The 20,759-nt window shown below is 75.1% G+C and carries 16 protein-coding genes; 12 read left to right on the top strand and 4 right to left on the bottom strand.

Annotated features, from left to right (window positions below):
* Positions 1 to 98: 98 nt before the first annotated feature.
* Positions 99 to 1,211: a glycosyltransferase WbsX family protein gene (locus tag ACQFYA_RS16495; RefSeq protein WP_499125951.1), complete on the top strand. Its 1,113-nt coding sequence runs from the start codon at positions 99 to 101 to the stop codon at positions 1,209 to 1,211.
* Positions 1,208 to 2,260, top strand: a complete 1,053-nt coding sequence (locus tag ACQFYA_RS16490; protein ID WP_499125949.1) for a glycosyltransferase family 4 protein — start codon at positions 1,208 to 1,210, stop codon at positions 2,258 to 2,260. The genes ACQFYA_RS16495 and ACQFYA_RS16490 overlap by 4 nt, the downstream gene beginning before the upstream one ends.
* On the opposite strand, the gene ACQFYA_RS16485 is transcribed toward ACQFYA_RS16490, so the two are convergent.
* Entirely contained in the window at positions 2,223 to 2,882 is a 660-nt protein-coding gene (locus tag ACQFYA_RS16485; protein ID WP_499125947.1) for a phosphatase PAP2 family protein, read from the bottom strand. The genes ACQFYA_RS16490 and ACQFYA_RS16485 overlap by 38 nt on opposite strands.
* A 224-nt stretch (positions 2,883 to 3,106) precedes the next feature.
* Here ACQFYA_RS16485 and ACQFYA_RS16480 point away from each other — a divergent pair, with 224 nt between their 5' ends.
* Positions 3,107 to 6,418, top strand: a complete 3,312-nt coding sequence (locus ACQFYA_RS16480) for a hypothetical protein (protein ID WP_499125945.1) — start codon at positions 3,107 to 3,109, stop codon at positions 6,416 to 6,418.
* Between the two features lie 48 nt (positions 6,419 to 6,466).
* On the opposite strand, the gene ACQFYA_RS16475 is transcribed toward ACQFYA_RS16480, so the two are convergent.
* Positions 6,467 to 6,724, bottom strand: a complete 258-nt coding sequence (locus tag ACQFYA_RS16475) for a PqqD family protein (RefSeq protein WP_499125944.1) — start codon at positions 6,722 to 6,724, stop codon at positions 6,467 to 6,469.
* Between the two features lie 218 nt (positions 6,725 to 6,942).
* On the opposite strand from ACQFYA_RS16475, the gene ACQFYA_RS16470 reads away from it, so the two are divergent.
* The 4 genes from ACQFYA_RS16470 to ACQFYA_RS16455 all read left to right on the top strand — a co-directional run bounded on the left by ACQFYA_RS16470 (position 6,943) and on the right by ACQFYA_RS16455 (position 9,749).
* Positions 6,943 to 7,056: a lasso RiPP family leader peptide-containing protein gene (locus ACQFYA_RS16470; protein WP_499125942.1), complete on the top strand. Its 114-nt coding sequence runs from the start codon at positions 6,943 to 6,945 to the stop codon at positions 7,054 to 7,056.
* 79 nt (positions 7,057 to 7,135) lie between these two features.
* Positions 7,136 to 8,290 (top strand): asparagine synthase-related protein, encoded by a 1,155-nt coding sequence (locus ACQFYA_RS16465; RefSeq protein WP_499125940.1) that lies wholly within the window; start codon positions 7,136 to 7,138, stop codon positions 8,288 to 8,290.
* Positions 8,287 to 8,763, top strand: coding sequence for a lasso peptide biosynthesis B2 protein (locus ACQFYA_RS16460; RefSeq protein WP_499125939.1), 477 nt, complete (start codon positions 8,287 to 8,289; stop codon positions 8,761 to 8,763). Before ACQFYA_RS16465 ends, ACQFYA_RS16460 begins: the two co-directional genes overlap by 4 nt.
* A gap of 8 nt (positions 8,764 to 8,771) precedes the next feature.
* Positions 8,772 to 9,749, top strand: a complete 978-nt coding sequence (locus ACQFYA_RS16455) for a hypothetical protein (RefSeq protein WP_499125937.1) — start codon at positions 8,772 to 8,774, stop codon at positions 9,747 to 9,749.
* Here the strand turns inward: ACQFYA_RS16455 and ACQFYA_RS16450 are convergent.
* The gene (locus tag ACQFYA_RS16450; RefSeq protein ID WP_499125936.1) at positions 9,680 to 11,572 is read right to left on the bottom strand and encodes an ABC transporter ATP-binding protein; all 1,893 of its coding nucleotides are present in this window, start codon (positions 11,570 to 11,572) and stop codon (positions 9,680 to 9,682) included. The two genes, ACQFYA_RS16455 and ACQFYA_RS16450, sit on opposite strands and share 70 nt — an antisense overlap.
* 157 nt (positions 11,573 to 11,729) lie before the next feature.
* Between ACQFYA_RS16450 and ACQFYA_RS16445 the strand changes: the two genes are divergently transcribed.
* On the top strand, positions 11,730 to 12,878 hold the full coding sequence (locus ACQFYA_RS16445) for a nucleotidyltransferase domain-containing protein (RefSeq protein WP_499125935.1): 1,149 nt from the start codon (positions 11,730 to 11,732) through the stop codon (positions 12,876 to 12,878).
* A gap of 9 nt (positions 12,879 to 12,887) precedes the next feature.
* Here ACQFYA_RS16445 and lhgO read toward each other — a convergent pair whose 3' ends face one another.
* A complete protein-coding gene (gene lhgO / locus ACQFYA_RS16440) occupies positions 12,888 to 14,099 on the bottom strand; it encodes an L-2-hydroxyglutarate oxidase (protein WP_499125934.1) in 1,212 nt (403 codons plus the stop codon).
* 250 nt (positions 14,100 to 14,349) lie between these two features.
* Here lhgO and ACQFYA_RS16435 point away from each other — a divergent pair, with 250 nt between their 5' ends.
* The 4 genes from ACQFYA_RS16435 (at position 14,350) to mfd (ending at position 20,755) form a co-directional block, all read left to right on the top strand.
* Complete coding sequence (locus tag ACQFYA_RS16435; protein ID WP_499125932.1) at positions 14,350 to 14,952, top strand: DUF4190 domain-containing protein; 603 nt, start codon at positions 14,350 to 14,352, stop codon at positions 14,950 to 14,952.
* A 111-nt stretch (positions 14,953 to 15,063) separates the two neighbouring features.
* Entirely contained in the window at positions 15,064 to 15,714 is a 651-nt protein-coding gene (locus ACQFYA_RS16430; RefSeq protein WP_499125930.1) for a DUF4190 domain-containing protein, read from the top strand.
* Between the two features lie 177 nt (positions 15,715 to 15,891).
* Positions 15,892 to 16,791, top strand: a complete 900-nt coding sequence (locus tag ACQFYA_RS16425) for a DUF4190 domain-containing protein (protein ID WP_499125928.1) — start codon at positions 15,892 to 15,894, stop codon at positions 16,789 to 16,791.
* A 337-nt stretch (positions 16,792 to 17,128) separates the two neighbouring features.
* The gene (mfd, locus tag ACQFYA_RS16420; RefSeq protein WP_499125926.1) at positions 17,129 to 20,755 is read left to right on the top strand and encodes a transcription-repair coupling factor; all 3,627 of its coding nucleotides are present in this window, start codon (positions 17,129 to 17,131) and stop codon (positions 20,753 to 20,755) included.
* The last annotated feature ends 4 nt before the right edge of the window (positions 20,756 to 20,759 follow it).

Here is a 20,759-nt window from a genome sequence, read left to right as displayed (position 1 = left end):
AGGTCTCCGGGGTGAAGTTGCGCCCCCGGGGCCTGTCGCCGGGGTGAAATAGCGCCGGCGTCGTTGAGACGGCCCGGATCGCTGCACAGACTCGGGCCATGACGACGACGGCGGCTCGCGCGGTGGCGTTCTATCTGCCGCAGTTCCACCCCGTCCCCGAGAACGACGCGTGGTGGGGGCCGGGGTTCACCGAGTGGACCAACGTGGCGCGGGCGCGCCGTCTGTACCCCGGGCACGCCCAGCCCGACGTCCCCGCCGACCTGGGCTTCTACGACCTGCGCCTGCCCGAGTCGCGGGCCGCGCAGGCCGAGCTCGCGCAGCAGCACGGCGTGGAGGCGTTCGCGTACTGGCACTACTGGTTCGGCGACGGCCGCCGCATCCTCGAGCGCCCGTTCACGGAGGTGCTCGCGACGGGCGACCCCGGCATCTCGTTCTGCCTCGCGTGGGCCAACCAGACGTGGAGCGGCATCTGGCACGGCGACGCCGATCGGGTGCTCATGGAGCAGCGCTACCCCGGCCGGGCGGACCACGTGGCGCACTTCGAGGCGGTGCTGCCCGCGTTCCGCGACCCGCGCTACCTGCGCGTCGGCGGGCGGCCGGTGTTCTACGTCTTCCGCCCCGAGGAGCTGCCGGACGCCGCGGCCTTCGTCGACCTGTGGCAGTCGCTGGCCCGCCGCGCCGGGCTCGAGGGGCTCTACCTGGTGGCGGAGATGAGCGACCTCGTGGGCCGCGGCGTGCGGTACGACCGGGTCAAGGAGGACGGGTTCGACGCCGGGGTGTACATGCGGATGCCGGCCGGGACGTCGCGCCGGGACCTGCTGCGCATGCGCGCCGTCCGCAAGCTCGCGGGCGGGCCCGAGATCCACCCGTACACGACCTCGTGGGCCGAGCAGAACCGCACCGGCGACCTGGTCCAGCCCTGCGTGTACCCGAACTGGGACAACACGCCCCGCTCCGGTCGGCGCGGCATCGTGCTGCAGGGGGCGACCCCCGACGGCTTCCGCGAGAACGTCCGCCAGGCCGCCGCGTCGGTGGCGCACCGGCCCGCCGACGAGCGCCTGCTGTGGGTCAAGTCGTGGAACGAGTGGGCGGAGGGCAACCACCTCGAGCCCGACCTGCGGTTCGGGCACGGCTGGCTCGAGGCCCTGCGCGACGGGCTCCGGGACGGCCAGCGCGACGGTGCCGCCGGGACGGCGGGCGGCACGCCATGAGGATCGCGATGGTCTCCTACTACCTGCCCAGCGCGAGCAAGCAGGGCATCGGCTACCAGGTGCACGAGCTGGCCACGGAGCTCGTGCGGCGCGGCCACGACGTCGACGTGATCAGCGAGTGCCCGCCCGTGCCGGGCGCGGTCTACGGGCACCGGCACGTGCAGCTGGGCGGCGCGCTGCGCACGTTCCGGTTCGCGACCGCGGTGCGGCGCCTCGACCTGTCCGGCTACGACGTGCTGCACGCGCACGGCGACGACTACTGGCTGTGGCGCCGCCGCGTGCCGCGGCACGTGCGCACCCTGCACGGCTCGTGCTTCGAGGAGGCGCGGCGCATCCGCGGGGCGAAGGAGCGCCTGCGGATGGTGCTCCTCGGCTGCTCCGAGCTGCTCGCGAGCGTCGTCGCGGACCGCACCGTCGTCGTCTCGCCGGCCACGCGGCGCTGGTACCCCTGGGTGCACGACGTGGTGCCGAACGGGGTCGACACGTCCCGCTTCGCTCCCGCCCCGGACGGCCGCGCCGGCCACCCGGTCGTGCTGTTCGTCGGCGCGTGGCACGGCCGCAAGAACGGTGCCGAGCTCGCCCGCCAGTTCGTCCGCGACGTGCGCCCGCGGCACCCCGACGCGGAGCTGTGGATGGTCTCGCGCGACGTGCCCGACGACGCCGGCCCCGGCGTGCGGGCCCTCGGGGCGCTCGACGACGCGGCGCTCGCGGACGCCTACCGGCGGGCCTGGGCGTTCTGCCTGCCGTCCGACTACGAGGGCTTCGGCATCCCCTACGTGGAGGCGATGGCGAGCGGGCTCCCGGTCGTGGCCACCCCGAACGTCGGCGCGCGGTACGTGACCGACGAGGGCCGCGCCGGGGCCCTTGTCCCGCTGGAGGGCGTGGGTGCCGCGCTCGCCGACCTGCTCGGCGACGGCGCCCGTCGCGCCGCGCTGACCGACGAGGGCCTCGCGCGCTCGCGGGACTTCTCCCTGGCGGGGGTCGTCGACCGGTACGAGGAGCTGTACCGCCCTACCGCACCTGCGCCGGCGCCCGCCCGCGCACGGTGACCGGCGGGGTCTCGCCGAGGCGCAGCGCCCACCACGTCGCGGCGGTGACCGCGCCGACGAGCAGCAGCGAGCCGAGCACGTCCGACGGCCGGTGTGCGAACGACACGACGTTCACCGCCACGGCGACGAGCGCGACCAGGGACCAGCCGGCGACGACGGCGCGCGACGCCCCTCCCGGCCAAAGGAGCACGACGGCGACGCACAGCGCCGTCACCGCCGCCACGTGCCCGCTGGGGTAGGAGTTCTCGGGGATGCTCTGGTGGCCCAGGTCGGGCCGGTCGAGCAGCACGTGCTTGAGGAGCTGCGACCCGAGGACCGAGACGCCCACCACCAGCGCCGCCGCCGCGAGCCGCCGCCACGCTCGCGCTCCGACGGCGCGCGCCAACGGCACGAGCACCACCGCGGCCAGCAGCAGCGGGAGGAGGGCCCGCACGAGGCGGGTCAGCGGGACGGTGGCGTCCCACAGGCTCGCCGTCGCGGCGAGCGCACCGTCGTCCAGCCGCTGACCCGCGTCGGTGCGGACCGCGAGCAGGTACAGCGCGGCGACGCCGAGCCCCAGGACGACGCCCACGACGGCGGACGTCCCCGAGGGGCGTCCGCCCGGCTCCGCACGCAGGCTCACGACCTCGTCCCGGGGATCGTCATGCGTCGCCTCCTCGGCTTCGCCGTCAGTGCGGTCGTGGTCTTTGCACACACGTCCTGGACAGTGTTTCGGCACCCGCGGCGCCTGTCCCCGTGCGGCCCGGGTGAAACGGTCCGGGTCAGGGGTGAACTGTCCGCCCCGGCCCGTCGGTCGTCCCCCGCGCTGCCTAGCCTGGCCGGACGCACGCGCTCCCGGGAGGACCAGTGACGCGACGAGTGGTGGTGACGGTGTCGGCGCTCGCGGCGTGCGTCGTCGTCGTCGGCGTGCTCGTCCTCGCCCCGCCGCTGCTCCGGGGGGAGGGCGACGGAGGGGGCGCCCCGGCCACTGCGACCGCCCCGACCTCCCCGACCGCCACGACCGCTCCGGCGGGGGCCGTCACCGGCGCCGTCCCCGTCTGCGGCATCCCCGACCTGGCACAGGTGGTCGACGACGGCGTCGACCACGCCGCGTCGGGCGGGGTGCGCACCGTGGTCGACGGGGTCCTGCCCGGGACGGGGGAGCTGATCTCCGCCCGGGTCTCCGGCGGGACGGCGTACGTCGTGTCCCGGGTCGACGCCACGTACACGGTGGCGAGGTTCGCGCTCGACGGCGGGACGCCCGAGGGCGAGACGGTGGTCGAGCTCGACTGGGACGGGTCGGCCGAGACCTTCGGCACGAGCTCCTTCGAGGTGTCCGACGACGGCTCGGTCTACCTGCTCGACACGCTGATGGGACGCCGCGACCTCGTCAAGGTGGCGCCGGACGGCACCGAGACGTGGCGCACGACGCTGCCCGAGGGGCCGCAGACCACCGGGGCCGTCCTCGACCTGGAGGGGACCGTCCTGTGGGCCGACGCCGGTCGCGGCGAGGTCGTGGGCGTGGTCGACGCCGGGACGGTGCTGCACCGGGTGGGCGCCGACGGCACCCTGCTCGACCCCCTGCCCATCGACGGGACGGTCCTCGGGCAGCTCGACGGCGGGGCTGCCGTCCTGTCGGCCGCGCGGCCGGCCGCGGGCGGCGACCGGACCGACCTGCGGCTGACGGTGGTGGAGCCGGACGGAGCCGTGCGGGCGCGTCTCGGCTCGTCCGCCCCGGCGGAGCCGGCACTCGGCGTGCCGACGCTGCCGTGGACGGACGCGACCGGTGCGGGGGCGGCCCCCGGCGGCGGGCTGCTGCTCGCCGAGCCGGGCACCGGGCTGCGCCGGTATGGCGCCGACGGCGTGCTGCTCGGCACCTGGCCGGACGTCAGCATGGACCTCGAGCAGCCGTTCAGCCTGGCCGACCGCACGCCGGTGCTCCAGGACGGCGACACCTACTACGTGCTCACCGACGGCGCGGACGGCGGGCTGTCGCTGACGGCGATCTCCGCGGACCGGATGGCCGAGGGGCTGCGGGCGCCGATCACGCTCACCGCCGACAGCGAGAGCCTCGTCGCGGTCATGGGCCTGGGGGCCGGGCTGCTCGTCGACCGCCCGTACGGGGTGTTCGCCGCCGGCGAGGAGCCGCAGGTGGCCGCCGTGTTCGACGAGGCCTGGGGCGCGCACGCCGACCGGTACCGGCTGCGCTACCAGGTGCGCGGCGACCCGCGGGTGCCGGACCCCGTCGTCGGCGAGGAGCACCTGGCCGACCTGCCGACGGCGGGCGGGGAGGTCGAGCTCGACCTGCCGCCGTCCCGCCCGGGCGTCTACGAGGTCGACGCGGCGCTGGTGGACGACGACGGGACCGCCGTCTCCGGGGCCTGCCTGCGCTACACGGTGACCCCGGAGGGGAGCGCGCTCGACCCGGCGGCGCTCGCGGACGGCGCGGACTGGGGCGGCGCCCAGCCGCTGCGCGGCGTGCAGCTCGCCCACCAGCTCGGGGTCGGGTCGCACCGCGTGCAGCTCGACCTCGGTGCGCTCGTCCCGGACCCGACGGCGGAGCCCGGCCCGGCCGGGATCGCGTGGGAGGCGCTGCCCGGCGCCACCGTGGGCGCCGAGCCGGAGGGGACGACCGACCCGTTCGCCGACCTCGCCGCCGCGGCGCGGGAGGCCGAGCGCACCGGGGTCCGGCTCGTCGTGCAGGTGGGCCAGGGCGGGGACGCCGAGCGCGCCGCCGCGGAGGCGGGCACCTGGGAGGGCTGGGTGCGGCAGGTCGTCCTCGGCCTGCGGGAGCACGCACCGGGGATCGTGTACTGGTCGCCGTGGAACGAGCCGAACGGCACGGGCTACGACGACGCCGCCCGGTACGAGCGCGAGGTCGGCGCGCCCTTCGCCCGCGGCGTCCGCGCGGCGGACCCGGACGCCGTCGTCGTCGGGGGCAACACGCTCGGCGTGGCCCTCGACTGGTGGTCCGACCTCGTCGCGGCGGGCGGCTGCGACTCGATGGACGTCGTCGGCATCCACCCGTACACGGGGCACAACCGGTCGTGGGAGGAGGAGGGGTTCTCGGCCGACGGCGCCGAGCTGGACCAGCTGCGGGAGATCCTCCGACCGTGCGACGACCGGCCGGTGTGGGACACGGAGACCGGCTGGTGGTCCGACGGCGTCGTGAACTTCTGGGCGTCCGGCTGGGACGTGGCGCGCAAGCTGTGGTGGTACGCGCTCGAGGACGTCGAGGAGTGGACGTACTTCTTCAGCGAGGGCGGCTTCGGGGAGTCGGGCAACTCGTGGTCGCTGCTGCAGTACGACGCCTACGTGAAGCCGGCGGGGGCGGCGATGGCGGCGACGGCCCCCGTCCTGGCAGGTCTCGACGACGTCGCCTCGGTGGGCACCGGGGCGCCCGGGGTGCACGCGATGCAGGGCCGGGCGGACGACGGGTCGACGGTCCTGGCGCTGTGGTCGGAGGAGCTGTCGACGTCGGTCGTGGTGACGCCGCGCGGCGGGCGGGAGGTCGAGGCCGCCCGCCGCGACGTCTACGGGGCCGAGCAGGACCTGACGCTCGCGGCCCGGGGCACGGAGGTCCCCGTGACGGGCAGCCCGGTGATGCTGCGGCTCCCGGCGGGCGCGGAGCTGCAGGTGCGCGCCACCGAGCCGTTCGGCGACGACGTGCTCGAGGGGCGCCCGGTGTCGGTGTCGTCCACCCACCCGGACGCGGGCGACCCGGCCACGATCACGTCGGGCACCTTCGACGTCCGCGAGCCGTGGCGCTCCGGCCGGCTCGCGGACGGCTCGGTCGACCCCGCCCCGGCGGTGGAGGTCGAGACCGGCGGCCCGGTGACGGTCGACCGGATCGCCGTGGCCACGGCGGGCATCAAGTGCTGCACGGCCGGTCTGCGGAGCTACACGGTGGCGGTGCGCGCCGCGGACGGCGGGTGGCGCACCGTGGCCACCCCGTCCGGCCAGCTGTGGGACCGCGTCGCGCTGGTCGAGATCGACCCGGTGGAGATCACCGCCGTGCGCGTCTCCGTGCCGTGGACCGAGATCCGCGGCACGCGGGTGCTCGACGTCAACTACTCCGGCGTCCTGGGCGGCCCGCCGACGCCGTTCATGCCGCTGGTGACCGAGAGCGACTGGCTGGTCGCCGTGAGCGCCGTGCGGGCCTGGGAGCCCGCCGGCTGATCAGGCCTCGACTCAGGCCTCGACTCAGGCCTCGACTCAGGCCTCGACTCAGGCCTCGACCAGGAGCTCGCGGTGGCGCAGGTCGTCGACGAACGCCGCGACGTCCCGCTGCGCCACGTCCCGCGCGATCTGGTACTCCGCGGCGAGCGCGTCGCGCAGCTCCTCCGCCGAGCGGTCCTCCTGGAGGAGCTTGGCGACGAAGGCGCCGCTGCCGTTCGTGGTGAGGTACGTCGACGACACGAGGTCGAGGATGACCAGCTCGCCGTCGATCTCCTGCCAGGTGACCCCGTCCTCGCGCAGCCTCATCGTCGTGCCTCTCGTCGTCGGCGGGTCCGGCTCGGCCGGACGTCGCACCGAGGATAGGCCGGGAACGGGCGTCCCGACGGGGCAGGGACGGCCTTTCACCCGACGCCGGGTGAAAGGCGCCGCCGTGGCGGGTGACATCGCCGCCGCGCGCTTGACCGGTCTGCGCCGACCAGGCGACGTTGAACGCGTCCTGCACGCACGAGAGGAAGGAGCCTCCCATGTACGAGGCACCGCGCATCACCGAGGTGGGTTCGGTCAAGGACGTCACGCTGGAGCAGACGCTGGCCTTCGACTACGACGGCGACCTGTTCCACAAGGGCAAGGCGTCCTGACCCTTTCCCGCAGACGCGGCGCCGGCCCTCCGATGCCGGGGGACCGGTGCCGCGTCGTCTCTCCAGGAGGACTCGGACGATGACGTCGTTCTACCGCCCGACGGCGTTCGAGGCCGCAGCCTGCTGGCTGCCCGGGCTCGTCGACGTCCGGCGCGCGGTCGGAGCGGGTCCCGATCCCCTCGAGCAGCTCAAGCGGGCAGTCCGCGTGGCCGCCGGCGGCCGGCCCGTCGCCGTGACCTTCTCCGGCGGCCGCGACTCCTCCGCCGTGCTCGCCGTCGCGACCGCCGTCGCCCGCGAGGACGGGACCCCCGACCCGGTGCCCGTGACGTTCCGCTACCCCGGCGTCGAGGAGGCCGACGAGACATCGTGGCAGGAGGCGGTCGTCGAGCACCTGGGGCTGTCGACCTGGCAGCGCCTCACGATCGACGACGAGAACGACCTCCTGGGTGCGGAAGCGCGAGCGAGCCTGGTGCGCCGCGGCCTGCTGTTTCCCGCGACGATGCACGTCAAGGACGCGATGCTCCGCGAGCTGCGCGGCCACGCCGTGCTCACGGGCGAGGGCGGCGACGAGGTGTTCGGCGACCGCCGGGGCCGCGCCCTGCTGCGCATCGCACGAGAGCACGCCCGTCCCGGGACGCCCCGACGGAGCGCGGCCCGCTCGCTCCTGCCGCGTCCCGCGCGTCGACGCCGGGAGCGGGCAGAGGTGGCCGGGAGCATCGGGGGCCTGCAGTGGCTGACCGCGAGCACCCGCGAGCGCCTCGCGGACGAGTTCGCGCGCGACGCCGCCGCGGAGCCGCTGGCGTTCGGCCGCGGCCTGGGGTGGCTGCGCCGCCGCCGCGCCAGCCGCGTCTTCCTGGACACCTACGGGCAGGTGGCTTCGGAGCACGACGTGGTGCTCGCCCATCCGCTGCTGGACGACCGGTTCCTCCGTTCCCTCGGGGCACGGTTCCCGTTCGGGTTCACCGACCGCACCGCGGGCATGCTGGCCGTCTTCGGCGGCCTGCTGCCGGGGGCGGTGTGCGCCCGGGGGAGCAAGGCGTCGTTCAACCGCGCCTACCTGGGGTCCGCGACGCGAGACTTCGCCGCCACGTGGGACGGCAGCGGCGTCGACCCCGAGCTGGTCGACGTCGACGCCCTCCGTACGGCCTGGCTCTCGGGGTTCCCGCCCGGGCCGACCAGCCTGCTCCTCCAGCAGGCGTGGCTGGCGTCGGTGAGCGCGCAGGTGCCGCGATGACCGTGGCCGGGGCGCTGCGCCGCCTGGGTGCCGTCCCCGTCGCGCTCCGCCTCCTCGTGGCCCTCGTGGTGCTCGAGTCGCGGCTCCGGCGCTGGGGGGTGACCAGGGTCGCCGTCCGCTACGACCTTCCCCTGCTGTCGTCGCCCGCGCCGTCGTCCGGAGACTTCGACCTCGCCGTGCTGGACGAGCGCGAGGTGCGTGATCTCCGGGTGCTGCGCCGGGTGCTGCGCCTGCCCGGGGTCAACGGCACCTGCCTGCGCTCGGCCGTCCTCGCGGGCCGGGTCCTGCGAGGACGTCGCCCGGCGCTGGTGCTGGGCGTCACGAAGTCCGCCGGCGTCGTCCGCGCCCATGCGTGGCTGCGCGTCGACGACCTGGACCTGGACCTGGACCGGGGGACCGGCTTCCGACCCCTCGTCATCGACCACCACGTCGACCACCACGTCGACCACCACGTCGACCACCACGGAGCGTGAGACATCCCATGGATCGTCAGCTGCTGTACGGCCTCGTCGTCGAGGCCCCGTTCGACCTGCACCAGGCCCGGAGTTGCGACGTCGCGGCACCGGCCGACGTCGAGCTCGCCCAGGGACCGGGCACCGACCAGCGCACGGCGCCCGGGGGACGGGTGATCCTCCACTACGCCCTCGCCGGCGACCCCTGGTACACGGCCTGGGACCTCGGGGCGGAGGGCTTCCTGCTGAGGTTCCACGACGCGTGCGACTTCGAGATCTCCCCGGACCGGCGGCAGGTGACGCTGCGCGAGGCGGACGGCGTGGACCCGGGGCTGAGCCGTGTGCTCACCACGGGCGGGATGCTCGCCTTCCAGCTCTACCTGCGCGGGGAGGCGGTGCTGCACGCGAGCGCGGTCGAGGACGACGAAGGGGTGCTCGCCTTCGTCGGCTACTCCGGGATGGGCAAGTCCACGATGGCGACCCTGATGTGCGCCGAGGGGGCCGCGCTCGTCACCGACGACGTCCTGCGCCTCGACCGGACCGAGGACGGCTTCGCGGCGCGGCTCGGGGCGACCGAGGTGCGGTTGCGCAAGGGCGCCGACACCCTGGTCGACCGGTTCGGCGACCGGGCACCCGGACGCCGGGTGAGCGCCGACGCGCGCCACGTGCTCCAGCTGGGCGCCGGGGCGCGGGACCGCCGCCCGCTGCGGGCGATCGTCGTGCCGCAGCCGGACCGCGACGGCGGTGACCTGGTCGTGAGCCGTCGGTCGGGGACGCAGGCGCTCTTCGAGCTGTTGCACTACCCGCGACTTCACGGGTGGCAGGACGAGCGCGTGCAGAGCACCCACCTGCGGCACCTGGCGGAGGTCGCCCGCCAGGTTCCCGTCCTGGTCGCCGACGTGCCGTGGGGCCCACCGTTCGACCCGACGCTCGGGGCTCAGCTCCGCCGTTCGGTGGCGGCGGCCTCGGCCCGTTCGCTCGTCGCGGCGGACGCCCCGTCGAGGTAGGACCGCGCCTGGACGGTGAACATCTCGGCATACGCGCCGTCGAGGGCCATCAGCTCGTCGTGGCTGCCCTCCTCGATGACCGCGCCGTCGTCGAGCACGACGATGCGGTCCGCGGACCGGACCGTCGAGAAGCGGTGCGAGACGAAGAGCGCGGTCCGCCCGTCGAGCGTGGCCCGCAGGGACGCGAACAGGTCGTGCTCCGCCAGGGGATCCATCGCGGCCGTGGGCTCGTCCAGGATCACGAGGGCGGCGTCGCGGTAGAAGGCCCGGGCGATCGCCACGCGCTGCCACTGGCCGCCGGAGAGCTCGGTGCCGCCGGGGAACATCCGCGACAGCCGTGACTCGTATCCGTCCGGGAGGCCGGTGAGCGCCGCGTCGACGCCCGCGATCCGCGCCGACCGTCGCACCCGCTCGTGGTCGACCGGGACGTCGGACCGGCCCAGCGCGACGTTCCACGTGGCGGTGTAGGCGTAGTGGACGAAGTCCTGGAATATCACCGCGACCTGCGAGCGCACGGCTGCGCGCCGCATGGCGTCGAGCGGGCGGTCGCCCCAGAGGACCTCGCCGGACGTCGGCTCGTAGAGCCCCGCGAGCAGCTTGGCCAGTGTGGTCTTGCCGGAGCCGTTGGCGCCCACGAGAGCGACGACCTCGCCGGGGCGCAGCGCGACGTCCACGTCGCGGAGCGCCGGCCGGTCCGCGCCCGGGTACCGGAAGGAGACCCCGCGGGCGAAGACCCCGGGGAAGACCCCCGGCGGTTCCAGGCTCCCGTCGGCGGCGGCTGCCGCGGCGCGGCCGTCCTCGAGGAACGCGTGCACGTCGTCGAGGAAGAGCCCGGACTCGAAGATCTGCTGGACACCCCCGAAGATGCCCTGGATCTGGCCCTGGAGCATCCGTACCGCCACGACCGCGGCGCCGGCCTCGGCGAACGAGACCGCGCCGCGCGTGATCAGCCAGGCCAGCACCATCAGCACCGCGGCGAGGACGACCGCGGCGGCAAGGTTGCCGACACCGTTCGTCAGGGCCCGGCGGCGCACGTGCCGGGCCAGGGCGGCGAGGTACGTCGCGTAGAGCTCGCGATAGCGGGCCTGGAGCCACGGAGCCGACTGGAACGCCCGGATCTCCTTCGCCTCGTCCCGAGAGCTCTGCACGTAGTTCGTGTAGATGCGCTCCCGCTCGTTGGTGGTCTGGGCCACCCTGAAGGCGAACTCGAGCCGGCCCTCACGCCGCCCGGTGAGCAGGAGGGGCAGGCCCCCGACAGCGAGCAGCGGCAGCAGCAGCGGGTGCAGCGCCACCAGCGCCGCTCCCACGCCGATCGCCGAGATGGCCGAGCCGACCAGGTCGAACATCCCCTGCGTCACCTGGAACGGCCGCGAGAGGGCGTTGACCCGGACACGCTGGAGCCGGTCGTAGAACTCCGCGGACTCGAACTGGTCGAGGGGGACGCTCGTCGAGACCTCCTGGACCTCCTCGGCCATCAGCCGCGCGACGTGCTCGCCGAGCACGCGGCGCACGAAGCCCTGGAGTCCGCCCGCGACGCTCGCGACCGCGGTGAGGGCGGCCATGGCGACGACCGGCCCGGCCACCGTCCGCAGGGAGGCAGCTCCGTCCGCGAGCCCGATCAGCGCGTCCAGGAGCGCGGAGACGACCAGCACCTGGCCCGCCAGGGCGACGGCGACGATCACCTGCAGCACCAGCATGGCGACGAACAGGGGGCGGCTGGCGCGCCACGACACGGCCAACGACCCGGTGAGGTGGCGCAGCAGGCGCCGGGTCCTGGCCTCGTCCGCCCCGGACCCGTTCTGGGCCGTCGTCGTGTCCGCCACGTCGATCGCTCCGTCCCCGACCGTCCTGGCCGGCGGGTGCCGGCGTGTGCCGGCGTCAGACACGCTAGCCGCGCCGCCCCTCCGAAAGGGCCGCCGGGCCGAGATTTCGCCCGCTGCGGGCGGTCCGCCGGGACGTGTCGGTACTTATCCTGCCGGGATGGGGGAACGCACGACGGCGCGTCGGCCGCTGGCACAGGTGCTGGTCGACTCCGTGGCGCCCGAGGGTGCCACCCCGTCCGTCGGGCTCGCCGGCATCGCGCTGGAGCAGCTGGCCGAGGCGGCACAGGACCACCGGGTGCTGCCCGCCGTCGCCAAGCACGCCGCCGTGCTCCCGGACTGCCCGGAGGCGTGGCGGGCCCCGCTGCGGCGGGCGCGCGACGAGCAGGTGGTGCGGCACCTCGGCGTCCTGGCGGAGCTCGACGGGCTCGGGAAGGTGCTCGACGGCGCCGACGTGCCCTGGGCCGTGTGCAAGGGGCCTGCGGCGACGGTCCTGTGGCCGGCTCCGGACATGCGCGAGTACTACGACCTCGACCTCTACGTGCCTCGTGCGTCGTTCGGGGAGGCGGTCGCGGCGCTGGAGGAGGCAGGGTGCGTGCCCGAGGACCGCAACTGGCCGCTGATGGCGGCGTCGCGCCGGGCCGAGTACGCGTTGCGCGGCCCGTTCGGCGTGCACGTCGACCTGCACTGGGACGTCGCCGTCCCCGAGGCCGCGCGGCGCACCTACCGCATGGACCACGACGCGATGATCGACCGCCGTCGCCTCGTGGACATGGGCGGCGGCCGCTCCGTGCCCACCTTCGACCCGGTCGACACGGTGCTGGTGCTGGCGTTCCACGCCGCCCAGTCCGGGGCCGGGCGCCTGATGTGGCTCGTCGACGTCACCGGTGCGGTCGAGGCGTGCGGACCACGGTCGGCCGAGATCGGGGCGCGTGCCAGGAGCATGCGGGTTGACGTGCCGGTCGGCCTCGTCCTGGAGCGCGCGGCACGCGTGCTCGGGGGCCGGGGAGAGACCGGCCTGGGAGGGCAAGGGCTCCTCGGGTCGGCGACGGCGCTGCTCGACGCGAGGCACGGCTTCCCGGACCTCCCGGGCGACGCGCACCGCAGCGGCCGGCTCTACTCGAGCGCCCGCCCGAGCGCCACGGGCACGGCGGCCGCGCTGGTGCGCGACGCGCTCGCGAACCGCAGGATCGAGCGGGCGATCCGACGAGGCGTTCCCGGTGCCGACGAGAAGGCCCTGCGGGTCGACGTCCCCGACGCGGGCGCGCGGGCGGACTACTTCCGGTTCGTGGACTCGGGTTCGGGCTGAGCCCGACCGTCAGCGGGCGCCTGCCATCGCCCGGTCCAGCTCGGCCTCCACGTGTCGGGCGATCTCCAGCGACGCCGTCGCGGCGGGCGACGGCGCGTTGATCACGTGCACCTGGCGGGGGCCGGTGCGGACCAGGAAGTCGTCCACCAGCGAACCGTCGCGGTGCAGCGCCTGGGCGCGGACCCCGGCGGGCGCGGGGTGCAGGTCGTCGGCCGTGGTGCCGGGCAGCAGCCGGGCGACGGACGCGGCGAACAGCGTGCGCGACACGGAGCGCACGACCTCCGCCGCCCCGGGCACGAGGTTGCGCCCGGCCAGCCGCCACAGGCCGGGCCAGGACGCGGCGTCCAGCACGTCGCGCAGCACGACGTCCTGGCGCCGGTAGCCCTCGCGGGCGAGGGCGAGGACCGCGTTCGGCCCGGCGTGCACGTCGCCGTGCACGCCGCGCGTGAGGTGCACGCCGAGGAACGGGAACCGCGGGTCGGGCACCGGGTAGACGAGGCCGCGCACGCGGGCGGCGGCCTCGGGCGCGAGGTCGAAGTACTCCCCGCGGAAGGGCACGATGCGCGCGCCCGGGTCGACGCCGCAGGCGAGCGCCAGCCGGTCGGCGTGCAGGCCGCCGCACACGACGAGCGCGTCCGCGACCAGCTCGTGCCGCCGGCCGGTCCCGACCTCCTCGACGTCGACGCGCACCTGCGTGCCGACCGTGCGGGCGCCGTGCAGCGCGCGGCCGAGCAGCACGGTGCCGCCGGCGTCGCCCACCTGCCGGGCGAGGACGGCGCACACGCCGCGGTAGTCGACCACGCCGGTCGTCTCGACACGCAGGGCGGCGACGCAGGCGATGTCGGGCTCGTACTCGCGCGCCTCGACGGGGTCGAGCTCGCGCACCGGCACGCCGTTGGCGACGCCCCGCTCGGCGAGCGTGCGCAGGCGGTCGCACTCGTCCGCGCTGGTCGCCACGACGAGCTTGCCGGTGGTGGCCACGGCCACGCCGTGCTCGGCGGCGAACCGCGTCATGGACTCGGCGCCCGCGGTGCCGAGCCGGGCCTTGAGGCTGCCCGGCGCGTAGTACAGGCCGGAGTGGATGACGCCGGAGTTGCGCCCGGTCTGGTGGAGCGCGAGGTCCGGCTCCTTCTCGAGCACGGTCACCTCGTCCCCGCGGCGCGCGAGGCGTGCCGCCGTCGCGAGCCCGATGATCCCTCCTCCGACGACGATGACGCGCATGGTGCCTCCTTCGGACCTGGGCGCGGGAGCGGGCGACGTGCCCGGAGCGCCTCCGCTCACGATGCCGCACGACGGCTGCGCCGTGGCCCCCCGCCGCGGGTGAACGCACGGGTGAACTGAGGGCCGGGCCCGCGCGGGTCGCGGCGGAGGGGTGAAGTGCGGGACGCCGCTTGCCCCGGGCGGCACCGTGGTGGGATTCTCTGGCCGTTGATCAGGCCACGGCCTCGTGGACGATGAGGGGACGGTGGCGATGGGCCAGTACGACGGCGCGCAGCAGCAGGTGGCGCCCGACCCCTTCGCCCCGCCGTCGGAGGTCCCGCCGCCGTCCGAGCCGCCCCGGCTCGGGTCGCCCCCGCCCGGGTCGCCGACGCCGTACTCCTCGTACTCCCCGTACCCGCCGTCCGCCACCGGCACGGACGGCGTGTCGATCGCCGCCCTGGTCACCGGGTTGCTGTTCCTCGGGATCGTGCCGCTGGTGCTCGGCATCGTCGGGCTCCGGCGCGTGCGGCGCAGCGGGCGACCGGGCACGGGCCTCGCCGTGTCCGGCATCGTGCTGGGCGTCGTCTCGATCCTGGCCTGGCTCGTCGGGGTCGCGTTTCTCGCCTTCGCGGTGAACGTGCTCGACGAGGAGGGCGTCCTCGACGACCTGGGGGCGGAGCTGTCCCGAGCGACGGCGACGGAGTACGGCGACGACCCCGACCTGGACCTTCTCTACGACAACTGCTCCGCCGGGAACGACGTGGCCTGCGACGACCTGTACTGGATGTCGCCCGCGGGGTCCGAGTACGAGGACTTCGCCCTCAGCTGCGGCGGCCGCGAGGAGCGGTGCCTCATCACGATCGGCGAGGAGTAGGCGCCGAGCACGTCGCCGACCGGGTCTGTCGTGGCGAAGTCCGGCATAGTGGGAGGAGCGGGGCGCGGCCGGACCGCTGCCCGCGCCGGGCGTCGACGAGGAGGAACGGCCATGAGTCAGGACGACGGCACGCAGCCCAACCCGTACGAGCCACGGCCGGAGGACCCGCTGCCCGACGAGCCGGCCGCCGGCGCCGAGCAGCCTCACCAGCCCCCGCAGCCGGACCCGTACCAGCAGCCCGGCTACCCGCCGCCCGCGCCGGGGGCACAGCCGCAGCCCGGGGACCCGGCGCAGCAGCAGGCCGCGCAGCCGCCGGGCTACCCGCAGCAGCAGGGTGACGCGCAGCAGCAGCAGGGTGACGCGCAGCAGCAGCAGGGTGACCCGCAGCAGCAGCAGGGTTACCCGCAGCAGCAGGGCTACGCGCAGCAGCAGGGTTACCCGCAGCAGCCGTACGCCCAGCCCTACGCCCAGCCGTACGCGCCGTCCGCGGGCACGGACGGCTGGTCGATCGCTGCGCTCGTCACCGGCATCCTCGGCCTGGCGATCGTGCCGCTGGTGCTGGGGATCATCGGGCTCTCGCGGATCAAGCGCACGGGTCAGCAGGGCAAGGGGATGGCGATCGCCGGCATCGTGCTGGGCGCGATCGGGATCGTGGCGTGGATCGTCGTGATCGTGTTCGCGGCCGCACTGTTCTCCCAGATCGACCCGAGCGACTTCGAGACGTCGTTCGACTCGTCCGCGGCCCTGCTGCTCGCGCGGTAGCCCGCGCAGGGTCCGTTCACCTCCGGCCCGTCACCGACGGGCCGGCACGTCGTCGCGGGGATGTGCGGGTCCGGCGAAGACGCCGTCGAGGCCTGTCGCCCGTCGGCCCCGGGTCGGTAGCATCGCGGCTCGGACGGCGCGCCGGGCCGTCCGGGACGCACGCCGACCAGGAGGACCATGAGCCACCCCCAGGGGTACGACCCCCACGACGCACGCCCCACCCAGGTATTCCCGCCGCGGGAGGACGGCACGGCGGTGCTGCCGGCCACGTGGGAGCAGTCTCCGCAGGGCGACACCGGGGCCGCCGCCGCGCTCCCGCAGGGACTCGTCGCCGGGTCGGTCGCCGGGCCGGGCCCCCCGCCGGCGCCCGCCCCGTCGTCCACCCGCCTGGCGGCGGCGCCCGCCGCCGGTGCGCCCGCACCGCACGCGGCCGCCCCGTACGAGTCGGCGCCGCGGGCCGCGGTGCCGCAGTCGTGGGACTCCTCGCCGTCCGCCGCTCCGCGGCACGCGCCCGGTCACGGCGGGCAGCCGGCGGGGACGGGCAGGCAGGCCCCGGGGTCGCGCGGCGGGACGGAGCCGACGGCGGTGGCGGCCCTGATCACCGGGATCTTCGGGTTCGTCGTGCCGCTGCTCGGCGTCCTCGCGATCATCCTCGGCGGCGTGGGCCTGGACCGCACCCGCCGGCGCGGCACGGGCGGCCGGGGCATGGCCGCCACCGGCGTGACGTTCGGGTCGATCCAGGTGGTGTTCACGGCCCTTGTCGTGATCGCGGGCATCTGGGCCTGGAACACCTACGGCGACGACATCGAGGCCGGGCTGGCGCAGGCCGAGGACCTCACCCAGACCGACCTGTCCGTGCCGGACCTGCTGCTCGGCGGGGTCACCGGCGACCTGTCCTTCGGTGACCTGCAGGACCTCGCGGGCACGCTGGGCCAGGCCGACGAGCTGCAGAACCTCGGCGGCGAGTGCCAGGCCGGCGACGCGGCGGCCTGCGACGACCTGCTGGGCAGCCTCCCGGACGGCGTGAAGGACCAGCTGCCCCAGGACCTGCTCGACCAGCTCCCCTCCGGCGGCTGACCGCGAGGTAGTCCAGATCCCCGCGAGGTAGTCCGAATGCCCGCGAGGTAGTTCAGATCCCCGCGAGGTAGTTCGGCCGAGAGGTGTCTCGAACTACCTCGCGGGGATCTGGACTACCTCGGCGCGTCTCGGACTACCTCGCGGCTTGTACGGGAGGGCGTCGGAGGGTCGGCGTAGTCTGGTGCGGCACGCCCGGCACCCCGCCGGTCGCACGGCTCCCGGGTCACGACGCTCACGTCACGACCCACCGGAGCCCCGTGCGTCCCGGGGAGAGCTGGGCCTGTCGTCGTGCCCGCCCCGACCTCGCCGCGCCGCAGACCCCGTCCGAAGGACCCGCATGAACCTCACCGGCATCGTCCCCGCCCTCCTCGCCGACCCCGGAGCCGCCGCCGCGCTCGAGCACGTGCGCGTGCGCGGGTTCGCCGACGTCGTCGGGCCGGTGGGCGTTCGCGCGCCGCTGCTGGCGGCGGCGGCCGAGCGGCGCCCGCTCGTCGTCGTCACCGCGACGGGGCGCGAGGCCGACGAGCTCGCCGCGTCCGTGCGCGCCTACCTGCCCGACCACCGCGCCGACGACGTGGCCGTCCTGCCCTCCTGGGAGACGCTGCCGCACGAGCGGCTGTCGCCCCGCGCGGACACGGTGGCCAAGCGGCTCGCCGTGTTCCGCCGGCTGGCCCACCCGGCGCCCGAGCCGGGGCTGACCGGCCCCATCCGGCTGCTCGTGATGCCCGCGCGGGCGCTGCTGCAGCCGGTGGTGGACGGGCTCGGCGAGCTGGAGCCCGTGGAGCTGCACACGGGCGGCACCGCCGACCTCACCGAGGTGGGCGACCGCCTCGTCGCCGCCGCGTACACGCGCGTGGACATGGTGGAGCGCCGCGGCGAGTTCGCGGTGCGCGGCGGCATCCTCGACGTCTTCCCTCCCACGGAGGACCACCCGCTGCGGCTCGAGTTCTGGGGCGACGAGGTGACGGAGGTCCGCTGGTTCTCCGTCGCGGACCAGCGCTCGCTGGAGATCGCCGAGCAGGGCCTGTGGGCGCCGCCGTGCCGCGAGATCCTGCTGACCGACGCCGTGCGCGAGCGCGCGGCCGGGCTCGTCGAGCGCCTGCCCGGCGCGATCGAGATGCTCGACCGCCTCGCCGCCGGCGTCGCCGTCGAGGGGATGGAGTCGCTCGCGCCGGTGCTCGTGGACCGCATGGTGCCGGTGCTGGAGCTCGTGCCCGACGACGCGCTGCTCGTGATCGACGAGCCCGAGCGCGTGCGGAGGCGCGCGCACGACCTCGTCGCCACGACCGAGGAGTTCCTCGCCGCCGCGTGGACGGGCGCCGTCGCGGGCGGCGCCGCCCCGATCGACCTGTCGGCCGCGTCGTTCGAGACGTTCTCCGAGGTGCGCGACGTCGCGGCCCGCCGCGGCCTGGGCTGGTGGACCCTGTCGTCGTTCGGCCTCGACGCGCCCACGACGGGCGAGTCCGACGCCGCGGCGGACGCCGCGGTCGCCCCGACCTCCGAGGTCGACGGCGTCACGACCTTCACCGTCGGCGCACGCGACGTCGAGTCGTACCGCGGCGACATGCAGCGCGCCCTGGACGACGTGCAGACGCTGCAGCGCGCGGGCTGGCGCCTGGTGCTCACCACGGAGGGCCACGGCCCGGCCAAGCGCATGGTCGAGCAGCTGTCGGCCGTGGATACCGCGGCGCGGATGGTCGCGGAGCTCGGCGAGGAGCCGGAGGGCGGCGTCGTGCTGGTCGCGCCCGCCCTGGTGGGCAAGGGCTTCGTCGCCTCCGACCTGCAGCTCGCCGTGTTCAGCGAGTCCGACCTCACGGGCCGCCAGGGCTCGACGACCCGCGACATGCGCAAGATGCCGAGCCGGCGGCGCAACGTCGTCGACCCGCTGCAGCTGCGCGGCGGCGACTTCGTGGTGCACGAGCAGCACGGCGTGGGCCGGTTCGTCGAGATGGTCCAGCGCACGCTGGGCGCGGGGGCGAACGCGGCGACGCGCGAGTACCTGGTCATCGAGTACGCGTCGTCGAAGCGGGGGCAGCCGGGCGACCGGCTGTTCGTGCCGATGGACCAGCTCGACCAGGTCACGAAGTACACGGGCGGGGAGTCGCCGTCGCTGTCCAAGATGGGCGGCGCGGACTGGAAGAACACCAAGGCACGCGCCCGCAAGCACGTGCGGGAGATCGCGGGCGAGCTCATCCACCTGTACTCGGCGCGCATGGCCACCCAGGGCCACTCCTTCGGGCCGGACACCCCGTGGCAGCGCGAGCTCGAGGACGCGTTCGCGTACGTCGAGACGCCCGACCAGCTCGTGACGATCGACGAGGTCAAGGCCGACATGGAGAAGGCCGTGCCGATGGACCGCCTGGTCTGCGGCGACGTCGGCTACGGCAAGACGGAGATCGCCATCCGCGCCGCGTTCAAGGCGGTGCAGGACGGCAAGCAGGTGGCCGTCCTCGTCCCGACGACGCTGCTGGTGCAGCAGCATTTCGACACGTTCTCCGAGCGGTACGCCGGGTTCCCGGTGACGGTGCGCGCGCTGTCCCGGTTCCAGAGCGACAAGGAGTCGGCCGAGACGGTCGAGGGGCTCGGCAAGGGCACGGTCGACATCGTCATCGGCACGCACCGCCTCCTTACCGGGTCGGTGCGGTTCAAGGACCTCGGCCTGGTGATCGTCGACGAGGAGCAGCGGTTCGGCGTCGAGCACAAGGAGACGCTCAAGCAGCTGCGCACCAACGTGGACGTGCTCGCGATGTCGGCCACGCCGATCCCGCGCACGCTGGAGATGGCGGTCACGGGCATCCGCGAGATGTCGACGCTCGCCACGCCGCCGGAGGAGCGCCACCCCGTCCTCACCTACGTGGGCGCGTACGAGGAGAAGCAGATCTCCGCGGCGCTGCGCCGCGAGCTGCTGCGCGAGGGCCAGGTCTTCTACGTGCACAACAAGGTGGAGACGATCCAGAAGACGGCGTCCCGTCTGGCCGAGCTCGTGCCCGAGGCCCGCATCGGCGTGGCGCACGGCAAGATGAGCGAGCACCAGCTCGACCAGGTGATCCGCGCCTTCTGGGAGAAGGAGCTGGACGTGCTGGTCTGCACCACGATCATCGAGACCGGCCTGGACATCTCCAACGCCAACACCCTGATCCTGGAGCGGGCGGACGTGCTCGGCCTGTCCCAGCTGCACCAGCTGCGCGGCCGCGTGGGCCGTGGCCGCGAGCGCGCGTACGCGTACTTCCTGTACCCGCCGGAGCGCCCGCTCACCGACACCGCGCACGACCGGCTCGCGACGATGGCGGCGCACACCGACCTGGGCGCCGGCATGCAGATCGCGATGAAGGACCTCGAGATTCGCGGCGCCGGCAACCTGCTCGGCGGCGAGCAGTCGGGGCACATCGCGGGCGTCGGCTTCGACCTGTACGTGCGCATGGTGGGCGAGGCGGTCGCGGCGTTCCGCGGCGAGCGCGAGGAGGAGCAGCCCGAGGTCACCATCGAGCTGCCCGTGGACGCGCACCTGCCGGAGTCGTACATCGCGACCGAGCGGCTGCGCCTCGAGGCGTACAAGAAGATCGCTGCCGCGCAGGACGCCGCGGCGCTCGCCGAGGTGCGCGCCGAGCTGGTCGACCGCTACGGCACCCTGCCCGACGTCGCCTCCGCGCTGTTCGACGTGGCGGACTTCCGCAACCACGCCCGCCGCGCCGGGCTCTCGGACGTCACCGCGCAGGGCAAGTTCATCCGGTTCGCGCCGGTGGACCTCGCCGAGTCGGCGCAGCTGCGGCTCAAGCGGCTGTACCCGGGCACGATCCTCAAGCCCGCCATCCGCGCGTTCCTCGTGCCCTTCCCGACGACGGCGCGCATCGGCGGCCGCCCGCTGCGCGGGTCCGAGGTGCTCACGTGGGCGCGGCAGCTCATTGACGCCGTGGTCGTGGGGGAGGTCTCCGCCGCCGCGAGCGTCGGCACCGCGGCGCGCTGACGGT

The sequence above is a fragment of the Promicromonospora sp. Marseille-Q5078 genome, assembly GCF_050315395.1.
In the GTDB taxonomy this organism is placed as follows: domain Bacteria; phylum Actinomycetota; class Actinomycetes; order Actinomycetales; family Cellulomonadaceae; genus Isoptericola.
Note: the sequence above shows the minus strand (reverse complement) of the source record. Positions and strands in the feature narration are given on the sequence as shown.

Bases quoted from the DNA above. Each gene is read 5' to 3' on its own strand.
- ACQFYA_RS16460 (WP_499125939.1), top strand. From the start codon at position 8,287: ATGACCGTGGCCGGGGCGCTGCGCCGCCTGGGTGCCGTCCCCGTCGCG.
- ACQFYA_RS16430 (WP_499125930.1), top strand. From the start codon at position 15,064: ATGAGTCAGGACGACGGCACGCAGCCCAACCCGTACGAGCCACGGCCG.
- ACQFYA_RS16465 (WP_499125940.1), top strand. From the start codon at position 7,136: ATGACGTCGTTCTACCGCCCGACGGCGTTCGAGGCCGCAGCCTGCTGG.
- ACQFYA_RS16425 (WP_499125928.1), top strand. From the start codon at position 15,892: ATGAGCCACCCCCAGGGGTACGACCCCCACGACGCACGCCCCACCCAG.
- ACQFYA_RS16475 (WP_499125944.1), bottom strand. From the start codon at position 6,724: ATGAGGCTGCGCGAGGACGGGGTCACCTGGCAGGAGATCGACGGCGAG.
- ACQFYA_RS16445 (WP_499125935.1), top strand. From the start codon at position 11,730: ATGGGGGAACGCACGACGGCGCGTCGGCCGCTGGCACAGGTGCTGGTC.
- ACQFYA_RS16455 (WP_499125937.1), top strand. From the start codon at position 8,772: ATGGATCGTCAGCTGCTGTACGGCCTCGTCGTCGAGGCCCCGTTCGAC.
- ACQFYA_RS16435 (WP_499125932.1), top strand. From the start codon at position 14,350: ATGGGCCAGTACGACGGCGCGCAGCAGCAGGTGGCGCCCGACCCCTTC.
- mfd (WP_499125926.1), top strand. From the start codon at position 17,129: ATGAACCTCACCGGCATCGTCCCCGCCCTCCTCGCCGACCCCGGAGCC.
- lhgO (WP_499125934.1), bottom strand. From the start codon at position 14,099: ATGCGCGTCATCGTCGTCGGAGGAGGGATCATCGGGCTCGCGACGGCG.
- ACQFYA_RS16495 (WP_499125951.1), top strand. From the start codon at position 99: ATGACGACGACGGCGGCTCGCGCGGTGGCGTTCTATCTGCCGCAGTTC.
- ACQFYA_RS16470 (WP_499125942.1), top strand. From the start codon at position 6,943: ATGTACGAGGCACCGCGCATCACCGAGGTGGGTTCGGTCAAGGACGTC.
- ACQFYA_RS16490 (WP_499125949.1), top strand. From the start codon at position 1,208: ATGAGGATCGCGATGGTCTCCTACTACCTGCCCAGCGCGAGCAAGCAG.